The following is a 23,828-nucleotide window of genomic DNA, read 5'->3' as shown; positions in this document are numbered from 1 at the left end:
GCGAACAAGGACACACTCATGCGTATTCAAGACAAAGTCATCGTGATCACCGGCGGCGCTTCAGGCCTGGGCCTGGCTACGGCGCATTACATGGCGGGCGAAAAAGCCGCCAAAGTGGCGATTTTCGACCTGAACATCGAAGCCGGCGAAAAGGCCGTGGCCGAGATTGGCGCGGACCGGGCGATGTTCGTGCAAACCGATGTCAGCGATGAAACCTCGGTACAAAACGCGGTCAATGCTGTGGTCGCGAAGTTCGGCGCTATTCACGTCTGCATCAACGGCGCTGCCGTACCGAACGGCTTCAAGGTGCTGGGCAAGGAAGGCAAGGCAGCGCCGCTGTCGAAATTCGCCCTGGCCACCTCGATCAACCTCAATGGTGTATTCAACGTCATGTCCAAGTGCGCCGAGCACATGGCCAACAACGAAGCAGAAGCCGGCGAAGAGCGCGGCGTGGTGATCAACGTGTCGTCCGGCGCCGCCTACGAAGGCCAGGTCGGCCAGTGTGCGTACGCGGCCACCAAGGCTGGCGTGATCGGCATGAACATGCCCGCCGCGCGTGAATTGGGCGCCATCGGGGTGCGGGTCAACGCCATCGCACCGGGCCTGTTCCTGACCACCATGGTCGCGGGCCTGGACGAGAAAGTCCTGAACTCGCTCAAGGAGCAAATGGAAGCGCCCAAACGCCTGGGTGACATGCGCGAGTTCGCTCATTGCTGCGCCTTCCTGATTGAAAACGCCTACGTCAACGGCGAGACCATCCGTCTCGATGCCGCCTCGCGCATGCGTGCCCGCTAAACGCGTTGCGGTCTTCTTGAGCCACTAGAGCAACTCACCATGAAAATGAATTTTTGCCGGATCATGCGCTTGCTCGCGCTGCGCCACCGCGATCATGAGGCGATCGTCAACGTCGAGCGCAATCGGCGGTACACCTACGATCAATATCACCTGCTGACCAACCGCATCGCCGATGTCCTGCGCTCGAAGTTCGAAATGCGGGCGGGCGAGCGCTTCATGCTGATCCTGGAAAACGACAACCTCAGCCTGATGATGTTTCCCAGCACCTTCAAGCAGGAAGGCACGGTGGTCATGACCAACCTGCGCGACCCGCTCGACGAGCACGCGCGGCAGATCGACCTCGTCAAACCACGGGTGGTGTTTCTGGAAACCCGCTTGCTGGATAGCTACTACGGCATGCTGCGCAGCCGCAATTGCGAGATCGTGGTGATGGACCTGCCCACCGACGAGCAAGCTACCCTGCCCGGCGTGCACACCTTCTGGCCACTGGTAGAAGCGGCGTCGGATCTCGATAACGACGTGACGCTCGATACCGACCAACACATTTGCATGTTGCGCTTTACCGGTGGCACCACCGGCAAGGGCAAGTGCGCGATGTATTCGATCGACAACTGGATGGCCTGTCGCGACGCGGCGTTTATCAATACGGATCTGGGCCTGTCGAGCATGACGCGGCTGCTGCACGTCTCGCCGTTGTCCCACGGCACACTGATGCTGTTCTTCCCCACCGTTTTCGGTGGTGGCACCAACATCACCCTGAACCAGCTGGACATGGAAAACTGGCGTCAAATAGTCGAAAGCGAGCGCGTCACCCACTCGTTCCTGGTACCGACCGTGCTGTATCGCTTGTTGGAACTGCAGCGGGCAGATCCGAAAGACTTCTCGTCGCTGACCACGCTGATATACGGCGCTGCGCCGATGAGCCCGGACAAGCTTGGTGAACTGGTCGCCTGCTTCGGGCAGATCTTCGTCCAGGGTTACGCCGCCACCGAATCGCCGATGATCATCGCTGCCCTCGGCAAGGCTGCTCATCAACCCGGTGATGCCGCCGCCCTGCAACACTTGTCATCCGCTGGCCAGCCGACCCCCGGTGTGGAAGTGTTTATCGCCGACCCGGATGGCAATCCGCTGCCCGTTGGTGAGACCGGCGAAATTCGCATTCGCTGCAAAGCCATCATCAAGGGTTACTACGAGAATCCGGAGGCCACGGCGGCCGAGTTTGACGATGGTGCATGGAAGTCCGGTGACCTGGGCTACATCGATGCTAGTGGCTACCTGTACATCGTTGACCGTCTGAAGGACATGATCATCAGCGGCGGCTTCAACGTGTATGCGGTGGAGGTCGAAGCTGCGCTGGCGGCGCACCCGTCGGTGCTGATGGCCGCCGTCATTGGCATTCCACACCCTGAATGGGGCGAAGCGGTGCATGCCGAAGTGATCTTGCGCCAAGGGGAAACGGTTACTTGCGAAGAGCTGATCGCGCAGACCCGCGCTCGACTGGGGGGCTACAAGGCGCCCAAATCCCTGGTGTTTGTTGAAGAGCTGCCAACGTCCGTTGTCGGCAAGGTCCTGCGTCGCCAGGTACGGGAGAAATACTGGGAGGGGTCTACGCGCAAGATCAGCTGATAGCCGGCGTGCGCCGGCAGGCGGTCCTCTGCCGGTTGCACCGCCTGTTTCACCCCCCTCAACCAGGTTCCAACATCAGCGCATGCCGGCGTTTTTGGCTGGAACCCGGCGAGATTAAGTTTCACTTAAGGTCGCTTAATTACTCTCGCGCCCACTCACACCGCTGCACAAACCAAGCGCAAACAATAACTGGGCATTCAGGTTATGAAGCATTTTTCGGACAGCACGAACCCACCTTTCAGCATTGTTCTGGTTAATTACAAAACACTCGACATCACCAAAGCCTGCCTCGACCTTTTATATAAACACGTGGGGCACCGAAATATCCCGGTCTGGGTCGTTGACAACGACTCCGCAGATGAGAGCGTCCAGTACCTGCGCTCGCTGAACTGGATCAACCTGATCGAACGCAAGTCAGCCGGCCCGGAAGCGGGCCATATGGCGCATGGCAGAGCGCTCGACATGGCCCTGGCCAGCGTTACAACCGACTACCTGTTCCTGCTGCACACCGACACCTTCATCTACGATGAATCCGTGTTCGACATGATGTTGAGCAAATGCATCAACAATCCGCAGGTCGCGGCCGCAGGCTGTGTCGAGCAACTGGATCGCGGGGTGATCAGGTCTTCATGGCGTTATGCTTCGCGGCTGTACAAACACCATTACCGCCGCCTGAAACAAACCTTGGGGCTGCGCTCCAAAGACCCGAAGCCTTGGCGTGAAGTCCACCTGAAGAGTTTTTGCACCCTGTGGAACTGTGGGCTGATGAAGCAGCATGATCTGCATTTCCAGCTGGATGATCGTGTGCCTGGGTACACGCTGCAAGACCGCATGGTCGAGATGGGATACACCGTCGAATTCATTTCGCCCGGAACGATATTCAAGTACCTGGACCACATCCAGGCCGGCACAGTCGCTGCCGCCGGCGGCTACGAAAACACCCACCGCCGCAGCAAAATGTATAACGACATGCTCAAACGCATCGGCAAAACCGGCTTTGCGCAATAAGCACAGACCAACCTCATCAACGTGCGCACTTCGGGAGGACCTGACTCAAGTCGCCCCACTCAAGCTTGTGGGTCACTTGGGAAACAGAAACGTCACAGCCGCCCGTACGCCCCAGCCTCTGGCGCCGTCTTCCGGGCTTTCGGCCCAGTAACGTGGGCCGACCTGAAGGGTCAGTGGCTGCCCTGCGACCTTCAGCAGTTGAGTGACCGTCACATTCACCGGCACGGCCCACTCCCGGGACTGCCAGTTGTAAACCGACTCGGTGTTGACCCCGAAGGTGGTGTAGGTGGACGTGGTGTACGACAGGAACGGTTGCAGGAACGTCTGGTTGACCTTTTGCGCGCCATTGGAGCCCTCTCCGTCCAGACTCCAGATATGATTGGCCAGGATGCCTCGGGTCCAGCCGTTGGATTGCTTCAAGGCCACAACCGTGGGCCCCAATCCCCATTGGCGACTGCTCAGCAGTGCATCGCTGCCGGTGGGAATCAGCAGCGCCGGTCCGCCGCCCAGAATCCAGCCACTGGCCGTAGGCGCCTTGGGCGAGAAGAAAAAGCTCTGGGTAACGTCGCCGATGCCGGATTTGTCCGCTACGCCATTCGGCGCCAGGCCATGTTGGTCAATCACCGGCAAAATCGTCCGTGAAATCAGGTTCCATTCACTGTTCAGTTCGAAGGGCAACACCGGCTGAATGTTGGTCACGCTGTGCATGCCCTCACCCGTCGGCCCCATCTTCTGGTCCCAGGTGTACTGGATCGGCAGGCTGTACATCGCGGCAATCGGATTGAGCGCCTTTTTGGCCAGCTCAGCAGAATCCTCGGCGAGGGCCAGTCCCATCGGAGCCAGGCACAGACTGCAACTGAGCAGAAGGTATTTCGGTTGATGCACCAGCATGCTTCAACTCCCGATGGAATCAACCGCTATCGATCAGTGCCCTCTTGTGTGAGGGCACCTCGCGATAACCGCTTAACCAGAAACTTTAATGCTGGCTAGTGACTTTTAGAATATCGGTGTAGGTAACCCGGATACTCTGACCTACCTTCAGGTCCTTCAATTTCGCCTGGATTTCAGGTCTTTCGATATCAATGACCTTGGACTGTCCGGCAGGGTTTTCGAAGGTCAACTGTTTTTTATCGAGGTCGATGTGGGTAATTTTTAACTGGACCCGCACCTGGCGGTAAGCCTCGCCTCCGGGATTCGGATTGTTTGGGGTGGCGCGAATATCGCCGACGGTTTCGCTATTCTCTGGCAGCCCCTTGTCCACATCTGTGTCGAGGTAAGCCGCTACCGCATGAGTAACTTCGACGCTGACACTGTCACCTACCTTGAGGTTGCCCAGGTCTTTGGCCCTATCTGTCAGTTGTACATGGACCTGCCTACCTTCGGGGCCTTCAAGGACGACCTGATGTTTGGCAGCATCAACCGCCAGGACCTTGGTCACCATCCGATCCTTCAGCACCTCGGCGGCTAACGGAATATCCGCGGCAATGGCGCTGAAGCTGGCGACCGACAGCAAGGTAGTCAGCGTAATTGCTTTAGTCAGTAAGTGTAGTTTCACCGGCTTTCCCCTATCTATAAAGTCCAGGCGGATTGCACACTTGCAATCCATTTCGCTGGAGTATTGACCAACGAATCGATAGTGTTCCCGCGCCGTTATCCATCAAGGCTCGAACGCGAAGACACGCTTCCAGTCAGTTTTCATTTTTATGATCGTCCAACCCTGCTTTTCTGCCTGGTCATACAGGGACTGGGGGAACGTGCCTACTTTGCTGTCCGGTAATCCCTGCGCGGGCCCATAGGCGTACTCTCGCTCCTTATCGTCGTGCAGCAGCAACATGGCCAGGCGAGCCCCCTTACCCGCGCTGGCGTACTCCAGCATTTGCTGATCGCCTGTGGAGTTGCCGAATGCTGCCTGAGGGCGGCGCCCGATCATCAAATGGATACCTTCGGGTTTTCCGACGTCATTGTTGTTGAGGAGCAACTTGGGTTCCTTGATCAGTTGGGGTTTGCCATTCGCATCGTACCCGTAGGAGGTGGTGCCGGCTGTGCCGATAACCTGCTCCGGGGGAATGCCATATACCTGCTCCGAATAGACGCGAGTAAAATCCTGTCCGCCCCCGGTCACGATGTAGGTTTTGTAGCCGTTCTCGCGCAGATAACTCAGTACTTCCTGCATCGGCAGGTAAGCAAGTTCGGTGTACGGACGCTTCCAACGGGGATCGCGCGCTTTCGCCAACCATTCTTTGGCCTGCGCCTCAAACGCGTCCTCGGACATTCCCGTCAGCGTAGCAGCGGCAATTTTGACGATGTCGGGCAACGTGAGTTTGGTAAGCGCTTCACGGTTGCCGGACATGACTGTTTTGAAGGGTTCCACCTCTGCTAGCGCAGGCTTGGCCTTGACCAGCGCGGGCACCTGTTCGAGGCAATACATCAGCAATGAGTAAACCGGTTGTTCAACCCACAAGGTGCCATCCTGATCGAACGTCGCGATGCGTTCTGACACTGGTACAAACTCTGCGCCACCTTCGGTTGTTGTGACCTTCACGAAGTGGATGATTGCTTGCTTGGCGGCCCCCTCATTCCAGGAAGGCAACGGTTCGGCATGGACACCAGCGCCCGCGAACAGCAGCACCCCGATCAGACAGGTATGGCGTAAGCGAGCAAACACTGCAGTTACAGTCATGCTGAATCCTCTCATGGAGGTAAAGGAACCATAGCGCCGTATCCGGCTTCTCCTACGGCATTGGCACCACGGTATAGAACACACCATTGGCACCGTACGCAGGTTTTACCCACGAATTTCCACATTGATAGTAAGTACGGCTAGACACGGTTCTGAGCCCGCATCCCGTGGGAAGACTGACAAAGGTTGTCCCCATGGGCATTGTCGACGGCGCGGACGCCGTCATCCCTGCGTTGTAACCTGCGCCGTAGGCATTGTTGGTGGCATTGTTATTGGCCGCTGTCGCGATAGCGGCACCGGCCACCATCCCTACAGCTGCCGCGGCGGCGGGATTCACGTCATTGTTATAACCACAGTTGTAGCAGCCGCTGCTGGCATAAACGGCGGTCGGTGGATGGTAGTAGCTGGTGCCGTACGTCGCTGGATGGTAGGCCGTGGTGCCATACCCGTCCGCGTGATAGCCGCTGGCGCTTGCGCCATATTCGCCTTGGGCGTGCCATGCACCTCCCCCACCGGAAGCCGTGCCGCCTTCGGCGCCAGTCCCATGCCATGATCCCTCGCCGCCGGAGGCTGTTCCGCCGTTTTCAGCCTTGCCACTCCAGCTGCCCCCGCCACCGGAAGCCGAGCCGCCGCGATAACCTGAGCCGCTCCAGCTGCCGCCACCGCCTGAAGCCGATCCGCCGCGATTGCTTTCGCCACTCCAGCTGCCACCACCGCCTGAAGCAGAGCCGTACTCTCCGGAGTGGCTCCACGAGCCGCCACCGCCGGATGAGCGCCCGAAGCTGGAAGCATGCGACCAGGCCACCGCTTGATTACAACTGAGCAACGCGACCAACAGGCCTGCGAACGTCACGATAGATCTGTTCATGGTTCAGCCTCCTCGCTCAGGGTTTTGTCACCGGTTCTTTAACCCCGTCCGGGGCTCGCAGGTCCGGCGGTGGAGAAAACTCGATCCGGTGCGCCGTCTCGGCATGCTCGGGTTTGAAGAAGTCCGCCGTCAGCGCAGATTCAAGTTTCCAGTCACTGAAGGCGACCTGATGCCGGGACTGGGTCGGGTCATCACGGAACACCGCACGCAGCATGCGGGGCAACTTGTCCTGTGTGCCGATCCAGGCCTGGACGAATACGACGTCGTTGGCGTAGGCAATCACATCCGTAGTCGTATCGCCGACCACCGTCGACTGACCAATGAAAAACGCCAGTCGCATGTCCCGCGCCAGATCCTTATAGGGATCGGTGACGATCACATCGGTAAAGGGAAAGTAGATGGCTGCACGTTGGTACGCGGCCTCAAGGGTTGCATCTATGGTAGGCGGCGCGTCTGCCTGCGCCAGCAGATTTTGCTTGGGCTCGAAGGCATAGGCCTGCTTGCCGTCATAGTAAAACTCGGTCGCCGGACCATCGCCCGAGGTCAGCACGCGCAGGCGGTCGGGCCGCTGCACATTGACCAGCGCTACCGTGTTGTAAGCCAAGGGTGGCCCGAGTCGACTGGGTTTCTCATAGGTAGTAATGGCGGTGAAGCTCATACCCTGGGTGCCGGCCAGCTTGACGCTCATGGCCTTCAGAATCTCCAGTGCCTTGGGCTCCAACTGATTGGTCGGCGCATCAACGGCAGCGGGTTGGGCCGCCTGCAAGGGAACGGCAATCGCTCCCATGATCAAACTAAGAGAGAACAATCGGACACGCTGCAATAGGTGCGACATCTTTTGTTCTCCGCAGAGAGCCAGTCAGGTTTTAAAGCGTAGCAACGGATTTAGCAGCAAGCGGACTAAATTAAGCAGCAGATTCCGGTTTTATGACGATCGCCATTCGAATCGCTGACGCCTCTGTAAACCCTGTGAAACAACGGACATCCGACGGCCAATTAATTACTGGATATTTCAAAATTCATACCTACGCTCTTTCGCGGGGGATCCCAATTTTCTGGATGGCCGGGGGGCTGTCCTAATGGTGCTAACGCAAGTTCGCAGGATTTCGACATGAACCGGACGAAGCTATCCTTGATGTTCGCTATTCCCTTACTGTTGTCTGCAATGATTCTACCGGCCGTGACGCAGGCAGCCGACAAGCCACCTCCGAACATTGTCGTGATCATGGGCGATGACATTGGCTGGTCCAACATCGGCGTCTACAACCAGGGCATGATGGCCGGTCGGACGCCGAACCTCGACCAGCTTGCCGCTGAAGGCATGCGTTTTACCGACTACTACGCCGAGGCCAGTTGCACGGCGGGTCGCGCCAACTTCATTACCGGCGAGCTGCCGATCCGTACTGGCATGACCACAGTGGGCCAGGCGGGTTCACCGATCGGGATTCCCAAAGAAGCGGTCACCATCGCCACCGCCCTCAAATCCATGGGGTACGCCACCGGCCAGTTCGGCAAGAATCACCTGGGTGACCTCAACCAGTTCCTGCCTACCGTTCACGGCTTTGACGAGTTCTTTGGCTACCTCTATCACCTCGATGCCATGGAAGACCCAGCGCACCCCAACTACCCGCAGGATCAACTGGAAAAATTCGGCCCGCGCAACATGGTCCACAGCTGGGCCACCACCACGGATGACGCCACCGAGATGCCGCGCTGGGGCAAGGTCGGTAAACAGAAGATCGAAGACGCCGGTACGCTCTATCCGGAACGGATGAAAACCGTCGACGACGAAATCCGCGACAAGGCCTTTGCCTTCGTCGACAAGGCCAAGCAAGACAACAAACCCTTCTTCCTGTGGCTCAACCCGACCAGGATGCATATCGTCACGCACCTTTCCGAAAAATACGAAAAACTGCGTAATTCGGAAAACGGCTGGTCCGAGCAGGAAGCCGGCATGGCGCAGCTGGACGATATCGTCGGCGAAGTCATGGCCAAACTGAAAAAAGAAGGCATGGATGACAACACCATTGTGGTCTTCACTACCGACAACGGCGCGGAAAACTTCACCTGGCCAGACGGCGGCACGACCCCGTTCGCCATGGGCAAAGGCACAGTGATGGAAGGTGGCTTCCGGGTTCCGGCCATTGTTCGCTGGCCTGGTCAGGTGCCGGCCAACACGATCGGCAACGGCATCATGTCGGGGATGGACTGGTTCCCGACCTTCGTCGCGGCGGCGGGCAACCCGAACATCGCGCAAGAGCTGCTCAAGGGCAAACAACTGGGCGACACCACCTATAAGGTTCACCTGGACGGTTATGCCCAGACGCCCATGATTACCGGCAAAGGTCCGTCGAATCGCCATGAGATTTTCTACTTTGGTGAAAGTACTCTCGGCGCGATCCGCATCGATGACTTCAAGTACCGCTTTATCAATCAGCCTGGCGGTTGGCTCGGCGCCAAGGAACAACCAGACATGCCGGTGCTGACCAATCTGCGGCTCGATCCGTTCGAGCGCATGGGCTGGTCCGAGAACCTGACGGCCAACGGCTCGCTGTCCTACTTCGAATGGTTCAAGTACCAGTTCTGGCGCTTCGTGTTCGTGCAGGATCAAGTCGGCAAGCTGGCAATGACCGCGGTTGAATATCCGCCGATGCAAAAAGGCGCGAGCTTCAACCTCGAGGCGGTCAAGGCCAAGATTGAGGCCGCTCGGGCGGCCATGGGCAAGTAGCTCTTCAGGCTGATCGCGGGTGGCTGTCATGAGCCACCCGTTTTCCTGACAGTCATAGGGAAAAGTCCATGCAGATAAAACCCGCAGTGGTTTCCGCCCTCCCCTTGCTGGTGCTGTGCTGCCAGCAGGCTTTTGGCGGCGGCATCATGCTTTACGAAATCGGCACCGATAACGCCGGCCTGGCCAACGCCGGTGCCGCCGCCCGGGCCCAGGGCCCTTCAACGATTGCCAGCAACCCGGCAGGCATGAGTTACCTGCCAGGCACGCAGATCACCGGCGGTTTGCAGGTGCTGTACGGCAATCTCAAATTTGATCGCGACAACGACACTAATGTCGCCGGCAGCGGCAGTGGCAATGGCCTCGACCCCATTCCCGGCGGCAGCTTCTTCATCACCCATCAACTCGACGACCACTGGAGCGTGGGCTTTGGCCAGTACGGCGACTTCGGCCTTGCCGTCAACTACGACAATGATTGGTCCGGACGCTACTTCGCGCAAAATTCCAGCCTGCTCGGCTTATCGATGGTGCCCAGCGTGGCGTATCGCTTCGATGAGCAATGGTCGGTAGGTGTCGGCGTCAAAGCCATGTACGGCAAGATTCAGGCGCAGACTGCGATCGACCGCTCACCGTTGGGCCTCACCGACCGTGGCGACGGCCAGTTCAAATACAAGGATGAGGACTGGGGTTTCGGCGCCAATGTCGGTGTGATCTACGCCCCGCAACCCGGCACGCGCATCGGCGTAACCTACACCAGCAAGGTCGACCTGGACTTCGAGGACGGGCTGGACGTCAAAGGCAACGGCCTCGCGCTGAATCGCTTGAATGGCCTCAATACCCAACTCGACATGACGGTGCCGCAAACCGTCACCCTGAGCCTGTTCCAGCAACTGGACCGGCAGTGGGCCCTGCTCGCTTCGGTCAATTGGCAGGACTGGTCCGAGTTCGGCGATGTCGGCGTTCAGGTCGACACGGCGGTAGCCGGTACGCAATCGACCACCATCGACGCCAACTACAAAGACACCTGGCAACTGGCACTCGGCGCGCAGTACCAGGCCACCGAGCAACTGTTGTGGAATCTGGGCGTGGCTTACGACAGCAGCGCGGTTTCGGATAATGACCGCACCGTCACCGTACCCATGGCCGAATCCTGGCGCCTGGCGACGGGGGCCACCTATGCGCTGAACAAAGATACTGACATCAACCTCAGCTGGGCCTTGGTCTGGCTGGGCGACATGCCGGTGGACCAGACCAAATCCCTCTCAGGTGATCGAATCTCCGGTCAATTCGACAGCGCCTGGATTCAAGCCGTGACCGGAAACATGACTTGGCGTTTCTGATTGCCCATATAAAAAACGACTTAATCCACGGAGCACCGCACCATGAATTTTTCACAAAAAATGCTGATCGGCAGCGCACTGAGCGTTGTCCTGCTCAGCGGTTGCACGTCCCAGGTTACCGAGCGCGAGCAGTATTCCGGTTACCTGTCCAACTACAACAACCTGCAGCAAGTGACCACCACCACCGGTGAGAAAGCGATGCGCTGGGTGAGTCCTTCGTGGAATGCCAATGCTTACGACACGGTCGTGTTCAACGGGTTGGAGCTCTATCCGGCACCGAAACCCGATGAGCGAGTCAACCAGCAGACGCTCAATGACATCCGCAACTACATGAGCGACAAAGCCAGTGGAGTGCTGGGCCAGAAATACCGTGTGGTGTCCAGCGAGGCCAAAGCCCCTCGCGGCTCAAAACCCCTGATTCTGCGTGCGGCCATTACCGGGGTAAGCGCTTCCAATGAAGGGATGAAGTGGTATGAAGTCGTTCCGGTAGCCGCCGTGGTCGGGGCGGCGCAAGCGGCGACCGGCCATCGCGACCAGGACACCAACCTGTTCATCGAAGCCGAGTTCATCGACCCAAGCAACAATCAGACGGTGGCCAAAGTGGTGCGTAAGGTGGCCGGCAGCCAACTGTCCAATGCCAGCCAGCAAATCACCGCCAAGGACTTCAAGGCAGCGATCGACAAAGTCAGCGCCGATCTATGGGCCTTCATCCGCAGCTAGCCAGTGCGCAATCACCGACTTCGGTTGGTGATTGAATCCCTTTCAATCAGAGGACATTCGACATGCTGCCTCCATCACCAGGATTGTCCAGCGTATACCGCCCCCTCTTGGGCGCAGCATTGATCGCCTGCGCGCTCGCTCTCACGGCGTGCGCCACCGTCGATGCGCAAACCACGGCTTATGTCGGCGTGGAGCACCCGGCACCGACGCTGGCCAGCGAAGTTCAGGTACTGCGTACCGAGCCCACCCGGCCACATGTGCGCCTGGGCGAAATCATGATCGATGCCAGTGTCGACCCTGCGCCGCCCATCACCCAGGTCGAACAGAAACTGCGTGAACAAGCCGCCACCCTCGGCGCAAACGCGGCAGTCGTCGTGTACGACAATATCCAGCCCGTCGCAGCTTACGTGTCAGGCCCCCTGTGGAGCCGCGACATCGAAACGATCCAGGGCCGCAAGCTCAAAGCGATTGCCATACGCTATCAATAACGAGGTGCACGCAAATGAAAGCAATCCATTCCTGGCTGACGCTGACGTTAATGGCAGTGCTCATCAGTGCCTGCTCCGCCGTGAGCTCCACCGACGGTGGTGCCGGTGAGGTCGAGATTCGCTCGGGGACCATCGAGCAGATTTCCTTGACGCAGATGCAGACCAACCACGACAGCGGTGTCGGCGCCGTACTTGGCGGCCTTGGCGGTCTGGGCATAGGCAGCCTGATCGGTCGCGGTACCGGCCGCGATGTCGCCATGGTAGCCGGCGCGCTTGCCGGTGCGGTCGGCGGTAATTACGCCGAGAAGAAAAAATACGATCAGCCGGTAGAGGCGCAGCAGATCATCGTGCGGGTAAGAAGCGGCGTGCTGGTATCGGTGACTCAGCCGATCAATTCGTCCTTGAGCAAAGGCATGAAGGTGTACATCCAGGGGTCGGGTAATGACGCGCGGGTGGTACCGCAAGGTGGCTAGGGTTCACACGGAGGGTTGCCGTGACAAAAGTCGATGTGAAATCGCGCTTCGAAGCAAAGCTCCTTCGCCCGGCGAAGCCCGGTAATTACTGGGACTTCCCGGCGGTGGTCTTGAACAGGGAGAGCCATGCCAGGACGCTACAATACTTGAGCTGCGTGAGACCCGACGTAGATATATCGCTGATATCTGGGCTGGCGAGCGATCGGACAAATGCGTCCAACCCAGCCCCTGTAGGAGCTGTCGAGTGCAACGAGGCTGCGATCTTTCGATCCGACATCAAATTACCGCGGCTCAATCTGTTCCAACATCCGATTCGCCGTAATCCAAGTACCCGGAAATATCAGCTTACCCCTCCGCTTACATCCGGTGATGTTCCAGCAAGAAGTCCACGAACAACCGCACCCGCGCCGGCATTGCCGAGCCACCTACGAACACCGCATGAATCGGTTCCTGGTCGCCGGGGTTCCAGGCTTCCAGCAGCGGTATCAGATCACCGTGCTGCAGATCCTCGCTTACGCTGAACTCGCCGATACGCGCAATGCCGGCACCTACTCGCGCGAGTTGTGCCAACGCTTCACCACTGCTGCATTCGATGTTGCCGCTGACTTTTAGGGAAAACTCTTTCCCATCGCGGATGAACGGCCAGTTGGGTTCGGCACGCCGGAAGTTGAAGCGCAGGCAGTTGTGCTGTAGCAGGTCTTCCGGTTCCTGGGGGATGCCATGGCGCTGCAGATACTCGGGCGATGCCACCACTACCTGGCCGGTGTCGCCGATCCTGCGCGCGGTCAGCGGGCTGTCGGGCAGATGGCCAAAGCGCACCGCGACGTCGGCCTGCCCGCCGAGAATGTCGACCACTTCGTCGCCGAGGGTGAGGTCGACGACGATGTTCGGGTAACGGGCACTGAATGCTGCCACCAAGGGAACGATGGCCAGCCTCCCATGGCCAAGGGCGGCACTGACCCGCAATCGCCCCCTGGGTACGCCCTGATCGGCGATGGCTTCTTCGACCTCGGCCATGTCGGCCAGGATACGTCGGGCGCCGCGCAGGAAAGCCTCGCCCTCGGCGGTGAAGGTGATCGCTCGGGTGGTGCGCAACAGCAGGCGGGTGCCAAGACGTTGCTCGGTACGCGCGATGATCCGACTGACTGCCGAAGGTGTGAGCCCCAAGGCCCGCGCGGCGGCCGATAGGCTGCCTTCCTGCGCCACGGTGGCGAACACGTCCATTTCTCCTGACCTGCCGCTGAAGTCCATTTGTGCTCCTTAAGCAAAGGTTATTGCCAGAAATGACGTCTAGCGCCTTAAAAGCTTGGATCGTAGCATTGGCGGCATAGATAAGGAGCCTTCCATGCGTATCAATCCACCACTTGTCGCACTCGCCATTGGTGCCTTTGGCATTGGCGTTACCGAGTTCGCCCCCATGGGCATGTTGCCGGGCATCGCTGCGGATCTCGGCGTTTCCATTCCCGCCGCAGGTCTGTTGGTCAGTGCTTACGCCTTGGGTGTATTGCTCGGAGCGCCGCTGATGACCCTGACCACCGGCAGAATTCCCCGGCGCTATCTGCTGATCGGACTCATGGCGATTTTCACCCTGGGCAATCTGATGTCAGCCCTGGCCACCGATTACTACAGCCTCATGGTCGCCAGAGTGGTGACCTCACTGAACCACGGTGCGTTCTTTGGCGTTGGTGCCATTGTCGCCGCCAGCGTAGTCGCCCCGGAGAAACGTGCCGGGGCGGTTGCGGCAATGTTCATGGGCCTGACCTTGGCGACCATCGGCGGTGTGCCGCTGGCCGCCTGGTTTGGCGAACTGTTCGGCTGGCGCACCGCATTCTGGGGTATTACCGGTCTCGGCGTGGCGGCCATGGCCGCCTTGTGGTTCGCCTTGCCCAACCTGCAGGCGCCGCGAGGCGTCAGTGTATTGGCCGAGATTCGGGTACTGGGCCGTGGCCCGGTGCTGGGGGCGTTGGCCCTGACCGTAGTCGGCTCGAGTGCAATGTTTACCGTCTTCACCTACATCGCGCCGATCCTCAGCAGCGAGACCCATGCGTCCACCGCCTACATCACCGCCATGCTGGTGCTATTCGGTGTAGGGTTGACGCTGGGCAACATGTGGGGCGGCAAGGCCGCTGACCGCTCGATAGATCGCACCCTGATCGTTTCGCTGAGCGTGCTGATTCTCGTCTTGCTGGCGTTCACCGTACTGATGCGTTGGCCGCTGCCGACCGCCGTTGCCATCCTGATATGGGGTATCGCCAGCTTCGCCCTGGTGCCGCCGCTGCAGATGCGCGTCATGGAGGCTGCCAAGGACGCGCCCAACCTGGCCTCGGCGATGAACATCGGTGCCTTCAATTTCGGCAACGCGATCGGTGCGGCGCTCGGGGGCGCGGTGATCAATGCCGGGCTGGGTTATCCGGCGATTTCCCTGGCCGGAGCGGCAATGGCGGGTCTGGGGCTGCTGATGGTGTTGGCGTTTGCTTGGCGTTCCAAATCGATTGCAGCTGCGGTGGTGTGACGATGATGTGAGGGGGCTGTTCGTCACCCTTGATGAATGACGACTAGCGGCCAAAAGCGGTCGCTCAATGTGCCGTCACTTAAGCGCAGTCACGGCCTCGGCGATCGGCGCATCACTGGCGTGAGCCATGTTTGCACCACCGCGCAAACGCACCAGCGCCTGCTCAAAATACGTTCCACGGACATTGCCATCGGACCCTACGAACGCCTATGCGTCAGGCTTTGCTGCGCTGAGGGCGTTTGGGTTCCTTGTTAGCTACGTAGAGACTCCGGTGGTCGTGAAAAAACGCGTGGAAGATGCACCCAAGCGGTCGCTAACCCTGGAGCAGATAAACGCCCACTTTAGCGCCTGCCTGCCCATAACTCATCGAGGCAGGTAAATCCCCAGGCTTCGGCCGACTCTCGTGCGACGATCTTGTCCACGCCCACTAACTTGGCCAGGTTGACCACCCTAGGCAAAATGGAGGTGCGCCCCTTGGCCAAAAAAAACACCTTCACTTTGGGCGTCAACAACGACTTTTCATGTTGTTCGATCACCACCGCCAGCCCCCCGCTTTGCAGTCGCACCAGAGACCCCACCGGATAAATTCCGACGGTCCTGACAAACGCGTCGAATACTTTTTTATCGAAATGACCGTGCCACTGGGCCATTTTCTGGATCGACTCCGCCGGCCCCCAGCCCTTTTTGTAAGCTCGGTCCGAAGTAATCGCATCGTAGACATCGCAGACTGCCGCCATGCGGGCAAACAGGCTGATCTGTTCACCATTGAGACCAAAGGGGTAACCGCTGCCGTCGACTTTTTCGTGGTGATGCAGGCACACATCCACCGCGAGGGCGCTGACATGCCGGCAGGATACCAGGATCGCCGCACCGGCCTGCGGGTGATGGCAGACCGTTGCGTATTCGCTATCGGTGAGTTTCCCCGGCTTGTTGAGAATAGTGTCGGAGATGGTCACCTTGCCGATGTCATGCAGCAGCCCGGCGATACCGGCTTCGTGCACCTGCGCCTCGTCCAGCCCCAGCTGACGCGCCAGAGCAATCATCAGCGCACACACGGCCACCGAATGCATGTAGGTATATTCGTCGGCATTCTTCAGGCGTGCCAGGCTGATCAAGGCATTGGGATGGCGCAGGATCGAATTGGAGATATCGTCAACCAGAGTGACGATCTGCTCCAGTTCGATCACCGCCCCCATGCGTGCATGATTGAACATCTGCTCCACCGCCGACTTGGAGCGAGCACAGATCCTGAATGCCGCAGCGACCTCCTCTTTCATGCTGGCATGAGCTAACGACTGCTTTTCGCCAATAGCCAGCAGACGAACTTCGACTGTCCGTTCGACCTCTTCGACCGACAGGCTCGCACGCCCCTCAAGTACATCGAGCCCCTTGTCCGTGTCGATCCAGACCTGGGTGATGGACGAGTGCAGGATCTGCTCCAGATCGTGTTCCTTAGTCAGGGTGAATCGATTTCTCCAGAAGGGGTAGTCCATCCAGGAGCCACATAATTCGCTGATATGCATGCCCAGGCAGAGCTCGGTGGTGCTTATACATTTCAGCATGTTGGGAACCTATATTCAGTTGGTATTTCAATGCTCTGCGTTGCTGTCGCTCATCACTGAGCGTACAACCATCCACCGCGTGGGTTGGCGAAGTGATTGGGCAGACGCTTTTAACCAAACGAGGAAATGTCTTATTACCGGCCTTTTCACTGCACTCCACTCAAGAGCTGATGATGGATGTGCTGACCTGGATGAAGTTTGGACTCACCGCGCAAAATCGTGCTGTGATGTTGGACGCTGATCACTCAACCCACCCGCTGAACGCCTGCGTCCAAGCACCTATGGGGCGCTTGGCTACTGGAATTTATGCAAAAAATCTCTGCGCACGCTCATCCATCGGTAAGTTTAAGTACCTCAACAGCGCCTTGTGCGACCGCTTGGACATGAGCGCTGATGCAATCCAGCCCATGCTCACTCAGTTGGTTGATGAGGGCTCGCCAGCATGAGCTCGACCAATTCACCACCTATCAGGTTGTCCGGCGCAAAAAAAGGAAATCGAGGCAAGGCCCACAAAGCAGCTGTCGCCTTGGGGATGAAAGTCGCCTTTGAGGCTGAGTAGGTAGCATCTGTTAAATATTCTGCGACGATCAGGTATCCACCCTGGTGTCCACATTTTCAATCTATCACTATGTCGGCTTTCAGACTGGGGAGCGCTTTAGGCCAGCCCTATAGTCGAAAGCGCTTAACCAAACCGTCAAGTTCATGACCTAAGCGTGCCAACTCTATACTTGAGGCAGCTGTCTCATCACTAGCGCCAGCAGTTTGTTCAGAGATATCACGCACGTTGAGCACGCTCCGGTTGATCTCTTCAGCCACTGCGCTCTGCTGTTCAGCGGCTGAGGCTATCTGCTGATTCATCAACTGGATCGTAGACACCGTGCGGGTGATATTTGCCAAAGAGGTTCCGGCACGACGAGTTAATTCAACACTGCTGTCAGTCAATATACGACTGCTCTCCATAACGGCGGATACCTCTCGAGTGCCGCTTTGCAAGCTGGAGATTAGCTTTTCAATTTCTTCGGTGGATTGCTGGGTACGCTTCGCCAGGCTACGAACTTCATCGGCAACTACCGCAAAACCTCTTCCAGCTTCACCAGCTCGCGCGGCCTCAATGGCGGCATTGAGAGCGAGTAGGTTGGTTTGTTGTGCTACCGCCTTAATAACATCGAGCACACCGCCGATTTTGTTGCTTTCCTCTCTGAGATTACTCATAGCTACGGTGGAGTTACCGACTTCGAAAGCCAGGCGTTCGATTTGAGCCACGGCCTCGCCAACAACTTTGTCACCTTCGCGAGCCTGCTGATCTGCGGCGGCCGCGGCATCAGAGGCTTCTTCAGCATTACGCGCTACCTCTTGCACGGTGGAGGTCATTTCGTTCATGGCAGTAGCAACTTGATCGGTTTCGACTCTCTGGCTGTTCACACCAGCACTGGTCTGCTCGGTGACGGCTGACAACTCTTCGGCAGCGCTAGAAATCTGGATGACGCTAGCGCCGATACCGCCAATCAGTTCGCGCAGGCCGATGGTCATCTGTTGTAGGCTTCTCTGCAATTGCCCTACCTCATCGCGGCGATTGACCTCCTGATGCTGACTCAAATCGCCGGAGGCAATACGATCGACGTTCTTGAGGATATGCTGCAACGGTGTAACGATTTGCCGGGTAATGATCCAGGCCGCGACGGCACCGAGCAGCAATGCCAGCGCAGCGATGATAGCAAGCAAGTTTTTAGCAAAAGACGAATCGGCATCGCGCTTGGCGGATTGCGACGCTACCAACTGCTGGGTGTTACTGAGCAGGATATCTCCTTGCACACCCATTCGGGCGAACACCGGAGTCAGATCGGCTCCCGCCTGGCTTAAGTCGCTCAGGGCATCGCGGTACACCTTGACCGCAGCTATCTGCTGGTCAATCAGCGCCTTATCGCTGGACACAGTCAATTGGACACGAGCAGTATTCAAATACCCAGCCAGTTCGTCGAGGGTCTGGAGGATCATCCGGGCACCGTCCCCCTTAGGGTTGAGCTCCATCTGCAAGCGATGAATTCGCAGGTCCTTGGTCATCTCGCTGACACGAGCGATGTCCTGTACTTTGACGCTGCGCTCAGCAAGAATATTGATTGCTGTCCAGCCGGTTAGTGCAAGGAGAAAAGTCAGCCCTAATACCAAGCCGAATCCAAGACCGAGTTTGGCGCTGACACGGATATTGCTGATCCAACCAAACATTTTATACTCCAAAGCTGCAGACTGCGTTTAACCAGAGGATAGACCACAGATGCCTATCGGCGTCTCTTCGATATGCATTAGCTAGTTTTTCCACACTTCGTCGGAATGTAAGGTAGGGTTGAGAGGAAACTGCCTTGTTCACAGGTCATCTCCCGCCCGCTTGATTACAAGCCGCTCGCTTGAAGTTGTGCTCAGAACACAGCGCACGCTGCAGAGCGGTGCGATGGAATGCGTCCTGGACGTGAAAGCGGATTAACGTTCGGCGTCAAAGTCCACAAAAAACGGGCACCTTCAAGGTGCCCGTTTTGATTTACGCCGACGCCTGCGCCTGCGCCCGTAACCGTTTACCGATCACTTCCAGCAGGTCACAACCATCACGCAGCGGAATGGCCAGCAGTTTGGAAAAGTCCGCCAGCACGACAGTGTCGCAACCAATCTCGGCGCGGAAGGCGATGTTTTCCAGCACCTGCGTGACCGTGCGGATTCGGTAATCGGCCATGGCCAGGAGGGCGTCGAGTGGGGCTTGAGTGTCGATGAGCAGTGCGGCCGGAATCTCGTCGAGTCCGGAAAGGGGGGTGTATCTGTCCATAGGTAAAACTCCGATCAAGCAAAGGTTGACCCGATCGATCAGGTCGCCAAACCTGAGTCGCCATTGTGGGCGACGGTGCGGACTATAAGCTTCATCGGAACAGCGGGCAAGGTCAGGTCCAATCAAGGGCCCCTCAACCAGGCCCTTTTACGCAAAACCACCGCCTGCGCCTCATTAAACGTTTCGGTCAGCGAGGTATTCCGGATGGTCAGTAGACGAGCCAATGGCGAAAAGCGAGGGCGAACCCAGAGCCTGATGAATGTCCAGGGAGACTGAACCATGGTTTAGGTGTTGGAGCACCAGACTTCTGAACACCTGGCCGCTCAAGCAATGGATAAGGTCTGAAGCACTTAAAGCAAATCGACGGAGAATGGGCACACAGTGTGTTCATCAGGATTGGTAACCCACACTGCGTAACGTTGGTATCGGATCGACAAGCGCTGCCCGGTTTCGACTCGCTGAATCGGGAACCCTGAATAATGCATTGAGAAAAATTGCTTTCGCGGCGGGCGAATTTGGCATCGGAGAACCATGCCACGTATCAAATGGGACGCGTTTGAGGGAGCGAGATCGAGCATTTCCGGATAGGGCCGGCCGTCTTTTTTGTGACGATTGGAGCGCTTCGCTACAGGCAGCAATCGGCCGAGGCTGTGTAGACTGGAAATCGCGTTTCTACGCGAAATCCACATCTGCAGACGTGCCGATGAATTTCAGATTTAACGTAGCCGCGGACACTTCAATTTTGGCGAAGCGTTTTTTCACACTCTGAGTCAGAAGCAAATCGGAATGTTGCGACGACCAACTAATTTCGTTTGTTTTGGATTGTCGGAATGACTTGTATTCAACTAACCATAAACTAATCCATTTACATGTATTTCTCTGTAAAAAATAAAAATGCAACAGCGGCTCATCAGAATTCTTAGGTTAGTAGCCTTCTACGTTCTTCCATACCAACAACATATTTCTTCGAAAAAGCTGCCTCTGGATCCACATAACCTCGACAAGACAAGGAAGCTGATTGCTTAAATCTGACTGGGAACTGATTCTAGCGTTATTGAGCGGCTATTTCATGCAGTCGAGACTGGTTTATATTCCAAATTAATCTAATGGCGCCCAGACCGGCGCATGAATTGCTTGGATTGCACTCAGGTATCGCCTCAAACCTCACCCATAGATTAATTAAGGTTTTCACTGATAAAGTGCTCATGCTTCGCTTGCACTGGCCGATAACGAATTGGAAGGTAATTCTGTCATCGGCGAGAATGAGAAATTTTAGGGTATCGGTGCGCAGTACACTCAGCGGTACCCTAATGGCCCTGTGATTGGTTGCACTGGGCGGTGTAAGCCCTGGTAAAGGGGGTAAATCCAAGAGACCTCCAGGGAGTTGGAAAACGACCAATTGGAAAGCATTCTCGTTGCATACGTGATTAATGCGGCTACGATTGGAAAAGCGGCGACTGATATATCAGGCCGACTCGCAAGCAATCCAGCACACTCAAAGCCAAAGCCCACGCATCCTTTGTAGTGAGCGGGATAGCGGCTTGATTGTTCACGGTCATTTCAAGTAATGGTGCAAATTATTTGCAGCGCTTGATCAACTCACAGCACTCGACAACCATTATGCACAGAGGGATGCACAGGATTATGCAAATTCAGACATCAAGCCTATAAGCGGGCTTCTCTCAGATGCGGTAGATAGGCTTGTCCAAAAAAAATCGGCGAGGGTGGTAATGCGGGCAAGCTATTCTAGAACACCAATCAAAGCTGCCTGATGTCTGTAATTATTATCATAATTGGCAGCCACACTGGGGACTTTTGTACTCGCTTTGCTGTTTATCAAAAATATCGTCACCCCGTTGACCGACATATATCGGGTTAATGAAGCCATCGTTAAGGGTGATCTGCGCAGCACCATAACCTTCGAGTCGATGGCCTGTTAAAAAATCAACCACGTTCTAACACTGGAATTTCGTATGCTCTTTAGAAACCTCAATGTGGCTCAACGCGCGGCCCTATTTTTCACGTTAATTATCGCTTTGGTCTTTGCGCTTGGCACATTCGCAGTGATGCAGATGCGGGAGCTGAGGGACGCCGAGAAAGACGTCGAACTCAACTGGATGGCTAGCATCCAACAAGCGGCACTGATGAACGCTACAGTCCTTCGCTTGAGGCTAGAAACACAGCGAGGCCTTGCTGAACCCCAATCCATTCAAAAGACGATTGATAGCTTCCCTGCGTACCGCAAGGCGCTCACCGATGTGGTGGCTAATTACGCCTCCCTCGTATCGAACGAGAAGGAGGCCACGTTATTCACATTGGTGAAAACCAGCGTCGATGAGTACTCCAAACAGTTGGAGCGTCTCGAACCGCTGATGAGGCAGGGTGACATAGCTGCTGCGTCTAGCCTAGTGACTACCAGCATCCGCCCTCTGACAAATAAGATGGAGGGGCAGATCAAAGACTTGATCAATTTTAACAACGAAGGCGCAGCGCAGGCTGGGCAAAACGCAACCGATCTCTATAACAATGGATTTTGGCTGGTTGTCGGCCTAATTTCTGGCGTTGTCGTCCTGACGGTTGGGCTGGCATCGCTGCTGACGAAAAGTATTACGTCTCCTATCAACGATGCCTTGTCGGTTGCGGAGCGTATCGCAGCCAGTGACCTCTCCAAGGAAATATTGGTCAGTGGGACTGATGAAGCTGGGCGACTGTTGAAAGCACTCGCACAAATGCAGGCAAACCTGCGCACTACGATTATGCAAATATCCGATTCGTCTACCCAACTGGCGTCTACGTCAGAAGAGATGACAGCGGTCACCGAGGAGTCTAGTCGGGGTCTTGTCGCACAAAATGACGAGGTCAATCAAGCTGCCACCGCGGTCACTGAAATGAGCGCGGCCGTTGATGAGGTCGCTCGTAACGCGCAGTCAGCTTCTGAAGAATCAACGCGTACCCAGGGCTATGCCGAGATAGGTTTGGCGCGAGTGGCTCAGACATTGAAGTCAATTCAAAAGCTGAGCGGTAACGTTGAAAACACGAGCGAACAGATTCAAGGGTTGTCGGATCGTGCCCAAAGCATCACTAAAGTTGTCGATGTGATTCGGGCGATTGCAGAGCAAACCAACCTGTTGGCTTTAAACGCTGCTATCGAGGCCGCACGCGCAGGCGAGCAAGGCCGTGGGTTTGCGGTAGTTGCTGACGAAGTAAGAGCTTTGGCCCATCGCACTCAGGTCTCGACTCAAGAAATCGAGCAGATGATCGCTGCCATCCAGAACGATTCTGATCTGGCCGTGAAGGCGATGAATACGAGCAGAGACCTTGCGACCGAATCACTTGGTGTCGCCCAGGAGGCCAGTACCTCGCTGGATCAAATATCAACGGCCATTGTTCAGATCAATGAGCGAAATCTCATGATCGCTACTGCATCTGAAGAGCAGTCGCATGTTGCGCGGGAGGTTGACCGTAATCTGGTCAGTATTCGCGAGCTGGCAACACAGAGTGCTGCCGGAGCAAGCCAGACAGCTAGTGCGTGCGGTGAAATGTCAAAACTGGCAGTTAATTTGAATCAGTTGGTTAACCGATTCGTGGTGTGAAAAAAGGCTTTTTTGAGCTTGTGACGAGCTTCTGATCGGCAGGGTGGGTCAGTTTTCAATCAGCGCCGACACCTCGTATTCAAAAATGCTCCAGTTGTCGCATCGCAAGGATAGCCAGAAAAAATGTGATGCGCTGAGCGTAATTGTGCTTACGGCACACCGCGCCTCGATAAATGACTTGCCCAAACGCATGCTGATTTCGGCGCGCCTTTCTCAAAGATGTGCTGATGCAGCGCTTACCAACAAGTCCAGTAAGATCGAGGGTTAGATGCGCTGGATAGCCTCAAGAAGCCGCGAGTGCTTCCGTAGAGAGATCTGTAACTCATTTCGATTGCGGCTGGTTTACGTACTTTTTCCGCGGCAATGCTGTACTTGAGAAACGCAGAAAAGACAAAGTATCGACTGACCGCTATGGGTCGAGGCTGTGTAAAAACGTTTTTGAGCGCGTCAGGTGCTCAAACCGGACTGGACATCGCGTTTCTAGGCGAAATCCACATCTGCAGACGTGCCGATAAATTTCAGATACAACGTAGACGCGGACACTTCAATTTTGGCGAAGCGTTTTTTCAAACTCTGGGTCGATCCCAGCCTGTTCCGACAGACGAAAATCAGCCGTTAGCTACCCG

Annotated in this window: 20 protein-coding genes and 2 pseudogenes; 11 read left to right on the top strand and 11 right to left on the bottom strand. The window is 56.8% G+C overall.

Annotated elements, in window-relative coordinates; genetic code table 11:
* Positions 1 to 18 precede the first annotated feature (18 nt).
* The 3 genes from UB23_RS12170 to UB23_RS12160 all read left to right on the top strand — a co-directional run bounded on the left by UB23_RS12170 (position 19) and on the right by UB23_RS12160 (position 3,429).
* Positions 19 to 795, top strand: coding sequence for an SDR family NAD(P)-dependent oxidoreductase (locus tag UB23_RS12170; RefSeq protein WP_045059556.1), 777 nt, complete (start codon positions 19 to 21; stop codon positions 793 to 795).
* 39 nt (positions 796 to 834) lie between these two features.
* The gene (locus UB23_RS12165; protein ID WP_045059555.1) at positions 835 to 2,421 is read left to right on the top strand and encodes a class I adenylate-forming enzyme family protein; all 1,587 of its coding nucleotides are present in this window, start codon (positions 835 to 837) and stop codon (positions 2,419 to 2,421) included.
* A gap of 204 nt (positions 2,422 to 2,625) precedes the next feature.
* A complete protein-coding gene (locus tag UB23_RS12160) occupies positions 2,626 to 3,429 on the top strand; it encodes a glycosyltransferase family 2 protein (RefSeq protein ID WP_045059554.1) in 804 nt (267 codons plus the stop codon).
* 72 nt (positions 3,430 to 3,501) lie between these two features.
* On the opposite strand, the gene UB23_RS12155 is transcribed toward UB23_RS12160, so the two are convergent.
* The 5 genes from UB23_RS12155 to UB23_RS12135 all read right to left on the bottom strand — a co-directional run bounded on the left by UB23_RS12155 (position 3,502) and on the right by UB23_RS12135 (position 7,812).
* The gene (locus UB23_RS12155; RefSeq protein ID WP_045059612.1) at positions 3,502 to 4,263 is read right to left on the bottom strand and encodes a hypothetical protein; all 762 of its coding nucleotides are present in this window, start codon (positions 4,261 to 4,263) and stop codon (positions 3,502 to 3,504) included.
* A 142-nt stretch (positions 4,264 to 4,405) separates the two neighbouring features.
* Entirely contained in the window at positions 4,406 to 4,984 is a 579-nt protein-coding gene (locus tag UB23_RS12150; RefSeq protein ID WP_045059611.1) for a hypothetical protein, read from the bottom strand.
* 102 nt (positions 4,985 to 5,086) lie between these two features.
* Positions 5,087 to 6,109 (bottom strand): HAD family hydrolase, encoded by a 1,023-nt coding sequence (locus tag UB23_RS12145; RefSeq protein WP_236695854.1) that lies wholly within the window; start codon positions 6,107 to 6,109, stop codon positions 5,087 to 5,089.
* Between the two features lie 52 nt (positions 6,110 to 6,161).
* Entirely contained in the window at positions 6,162 to 6,977 is an 816-nt protein-coding gene (locus tag UB23_RS28490) for a hypothetical protein (protein WP_082069172.1), read from the bottom strand.
* Positions 6,978 to 6,993: 16 nt separating this feature from the next.
* The gene (locus UB23_RS12135; RefSeq protein WP_045059551.1) at positions 6,994 to 7,812 is read right to left on the bottom strand and encodes a DUF2092 domain-containing protein; all 819 of its coding nucleotides are present in this window, start codon (positions 7,810 to 7,812) and stop codon (positions 6,994 to 6,996) included.
* Positions 7,813 to 8,088: 276 nt separating this feature from the next.
* Here UB23_RS12135 and UB23_RS12130 point away from each other — a divergent pair, with 276 nt between their 5' ends.
* The 5 genes from UB23_RS12130 to UB23_RS12110 all read left to right on the top strand — a co-directional run bounded on the left by UB23_RS12130 (position 8,089) and on the right by UB23_RS12110 (position 12,723).
* Positions 8,089 to 9,705 (top strand): arylsulfatase, encoded by a 1,617-nt coding sequence (locus tag UB23_RS12130; protein WP_045059550.1) that lies wholly within the window; start codon positions 8,089 to 8,091, stop codon positions 9,703 to 9,705.
* Positions 9,706 to 9,773: 68 nt separating this feature from the next.
* The gene (locus tag UB23_RS12125; RefSeq protein ID WP_045059549.1) at positions 9,774 to 11,042 is read left to right on the top strand and encodes an OmpP1/FadL family transporter; all 1,269 of its coding nucleotides are present in this window, start codon (positions 9,774 to 9,776) and stop codon (positions 11,040 to 11,042) included.
* A gap of 42 nt (positions 11,043 to 11,084) precedes the next feature.
* Complete coding sequence (locus UB23_RS12120) at positions 11,085 to 11,762, top strand: DUF3313 domain-containing protein (RefSeq protein WP_045059548.1); 678 nt, start codon at positions 11,085 to 11,087, stop codon at positions 11,760 to 11,762.
* A gap of 62 nt (positions 11,763 to 11,824) precedes the next feature.
* Positions 11,825 to 12,250, top strand: a complete 426-nt coding sequence (locus tag UB23_RS12115) for a hypothetical protein (RefSeq protein WP_045059547.1) — start codon at positions 11,825 to 11,827, stop codon at positions 12,248 to 12,250.
* Between the two features lie 14 nt (positions 12,251 to 12,264).
* Positions 12,265 to 12,723 carry a glycine zipper 2TM domain-containing protein gene (locus UB23_RS12110; RefSeq protein ID WP_045059546.1) on the top strand — a complete coding sequence of 153 codons (459 nt, stop codon included), beginning with the start codon at positions 12,265 to 12,267 and terminating at the stop codon, positions 12,721 to 12,723.
* A gap of 357 nt (positions 12,724 to 13,080) precedes the next feature.
* Here the strand turns inward: UB23_RS12110 and UB23_RS12105 are convergent, their stop codons facing one another.
* Positions 13,081 to 13,974, bottom strand: coding sequence for a LysR family transcriptional regulator (locus tag UB23_RS12105; protein WP_045059545.1), 894 nt, complete (start codon positions 13,972 to 13,974; stop codon positions 13,081 to 13,083).
* 94 nt (positions 13,975 to 14,068) lie between these two features.
* Between UB23_RS12105 and UB23_RS12100 the strand changes: the two genes are divergently transcribed.
* Positions 14,069 to 15,235, top strand: coding sequence for an MFS transporter (locus UB23_RS12100; RefSeq protein WP_045059544.1), 1,167 nt, complete (start codon positions 14,069 to 14,071; stop codon positions 15,233 to 15,235).
* A gap of 75 nt (positions 15,236 to 15,310) precedes the next feature.
* Here the strand turns inward: UB23_RS12100 and UB23_RS30730 are convergent.
* Positions 15,311 to 15,430, bottom strand: a pseudogene (locus UB23_RS30730) (DUF2388 domain-containing protein); the annotation flags it as partial.
* Between the two features lie 146 nt (positions 15,431 to 15,576).
* Positions 15,577 to 16,797 (bottom strand): HD-GYP domain-containing protein, encoded by a 1,221-nt coding sequence (locus tag UB23_RS12095; RefSeq protein WP_045059543.1) that lies wholly within the window; start codon positions 16,795 to 16,797, stop codon positions 15,577 to 15,579.
* Positions 16,798 to 16,889: 92 nt separating this feature from the next.
* Here UB23_RS12095 and UB23_RS12090 point away from each other — a divergent pair, with 92 nt between their 5' ends.
* Positions 16,890 to 17,243: a hypothetical protein gene (locus UB23_RS12090; protein ID WP_152644266.1), complete on the top strand. Its 354-nt coding sequence runs from the start codon at positions 16,890 to 16,892 to the stop codon at positions 17,241 to 17,243.
* 220 nt (positions 17,244 to 17,463) lie between these two features.
* Here UB23_RS12090 and UB23_RS12085 read toward each other — a convergent pair whose 3' ends face one another.
* The 3 genes and pseudogenes from UB23_RS12085 to UB23_RS30250 all read right to left on the bottom strand — a co-directional run.
* Complete coding sequence (locus tag UB23_RS12085; protein ID WP_045059541.1) at positions 17,464 to 19,020, bottom strand: methyl-accepting chemotaxis protein; 1,557 nt, start codon at positions 19,018 to 19,020, stop codon at positions 17,464 to 17,466.
* 310 nt (positions 19,021 to 19,330) lie between these two features.
* Positions 19,331 to 19,609 (bottom strand): hypothetical protein, encoded by a 279-nt coding sequence (locus UB23_RS12080; protein ID WP_045059540.1) that lies wholly within the window; start codon positions 19,607 to 19,609, stop codon positions 19,331 to 19,333.
* A gap of 177 nt (positions 19,610 to 19,786) precedes the next feature.
* A pseudogene (locus tag UB23_RS30250) lies at positions 19,787 to 19,876 on the bottom strand (transcriptional regulator); the annotation flags it as partial.
* 1,706 nt (positions 19,877 to 21,582) lie between these two features.
* Here UB23_RS30250 and UB23_RS12075 point away from each other — a divergent pair.
* Positions 21,583 to 23,202, top strand: coding sequence for a methyl-accepting chemotaxis protein (locus UB23_RS12075; RefSeq protein ID WP_045059539.1), 1,620 nt, complete (start codon positions 21,583 to 21,585; stop codon positions 23,200 to 23,202).
* The last annotated feature ends 626 nt before the right edge of the window (positions 23,203 to 23,828 follow it).

The sequence above is a fragment of the Pseudomonas sp. ES3-33 genome (assembly GCF_000952175.1).
GTDB lineage: Bacteria > Pseudomonadota > Gammaproteobacteria > Pseudomonadales > Pseudomonadaceae > Aquipseudomonas > Aquipseudomonas gregormendelii.
Note: the sequence above shows the minus strand (reverse complement) of the source record. Positions and strands in the feature narration are given on the sequence as shown.

Excerpts from the sequence above, each read along its gene's own strand:
- UB23_RS12170 (WP_045059556.1), top strand. The coding sequence starts at position 19 with ATGCGTATTCAAGACAAAGTCATCGTGATCACCGGCGGCGCTTCAGGC.
- UB23_RS12100 (WP_045059544.1), top strand. The coding sequence starts at position 14,069 with ATGCGTATCAATCCACCACTTGTCGCACTCGCCATTGGTGCCTTTGGC.
- UB23_RS12110 (WP_045059546.1), top strand. The coding sequence starts at position 12,265 with ATGAAAGCAATCCATTCCTGGCTGACGCTGACGTTAATGGCAGTGCTC.
- UB23_RS28490 (WP_082069172.1), bottom strand. The coding sequence starts at position 6,977 with ATGAACAGATCTATCGTGACGTTCGCAGGCCTGTTGGTCGCGTTGCTC.
- UB23_RS12085 (WP_045059541.1), bottom strand. The coding sequence starts at position 19,020 with ATGTTTGGTTGGATCAGCAATATCCGTGTCAGCGCCAAACTCGGTCTT.
- UB23_RS12075 (WP_045059539.1), top strand. The coding sequence starts at position 21,583 with ATGCTCTTTAGAAACCTCAATGTGGCTCAACGCGCGGCCCTATTTTTC.
- UB23_RS12125 (WP_045059549.1), top strand. The coding sequence starts at position 9,774 with ATGCAGATAAAACCCGCAGTGGTTTCCGCCCTCCCCTTGCTGGTGCTG.
- UB23_RS12080 (WP_045059540.1), bottom strand. The coding sequence starts at position 19,609 with ATGGACAGATACACCCCCCTTTCCGGACTCGACGAGATTCCGGCCGCA.
- UB23_RS12165 (WP_045059555.1), top strand. The coding sequence starts at position 835 with ATGAAAATGAATTTTTGCCGGATCATGCGCTTGCTCGCGCTGCGCCAC.
- UB23_RS12160 (WP_045059554.1), top strand. The coding sequence starts at position 2,626 with ATGAAGCATTTTTCGGACAGCACGAACCCACCTTTCAGCATTGTTCTG.
- UB23_RS12120 (WP_045059548.1), top strand. The coding sequence starts at position 11,085 with ATGAATTTTTCACAAAAAATGCTGATCGGCAGCGCACTGAGCGTTGTC.
- UB23_RS12135 (WP_045059551.1), bottom strand. The coding sequence starts at position 7,812 with ATGTCGCACCTATTGCAGCGTGTCCGATTGTTCTCTCTTAGTTTGATC.
- UB23_RS12145 (WP_236695854.1), bottom strand. The coding sequence starts at position 6,109 with ATGACTGTAACTGCAGTGTTTGCTCGCTTACGCCATACCTGTCTGATC.
- UB23_RS12095 (WP_045059543.1), bottom strand. The coding sequence starts at position 16,797 with ATGCTGAAATGTATAAGCACCACCGAGCTCTGCCTGGGCATGCATATC.
- UB23_RS12115 (WP_045059547.1), top strand. The coding sequence starts at position 11,825 with ATGCTGCCTCCATCACCAGGATTGTCCAGCGTATACCGCCCCCTCTTG.
- UB23_RS12130 (WP_045059550.1), top strand. The coding sequence starts at position 8,089 with ATGAACCGGACGAAGCTATCCTTGATGTTCGCTATTCCCTTACTGTTG.
- UB23_RS12155 (WP_045059612.1), bottom strand. The coding sequence starts at position 4,263 with ATGGGACTGGCCCTCGCCGAGGATTCTGCTGAGCTGGCCAAAAAGGCG.
- UB23_RS12105 (WP_045059545.1), bottom strand. The coding sequence starts at position 13,974 with ATGGACTTCAGCGGCAGGTCAGGAGAAATGGACGTGTTCGCCACCGTG.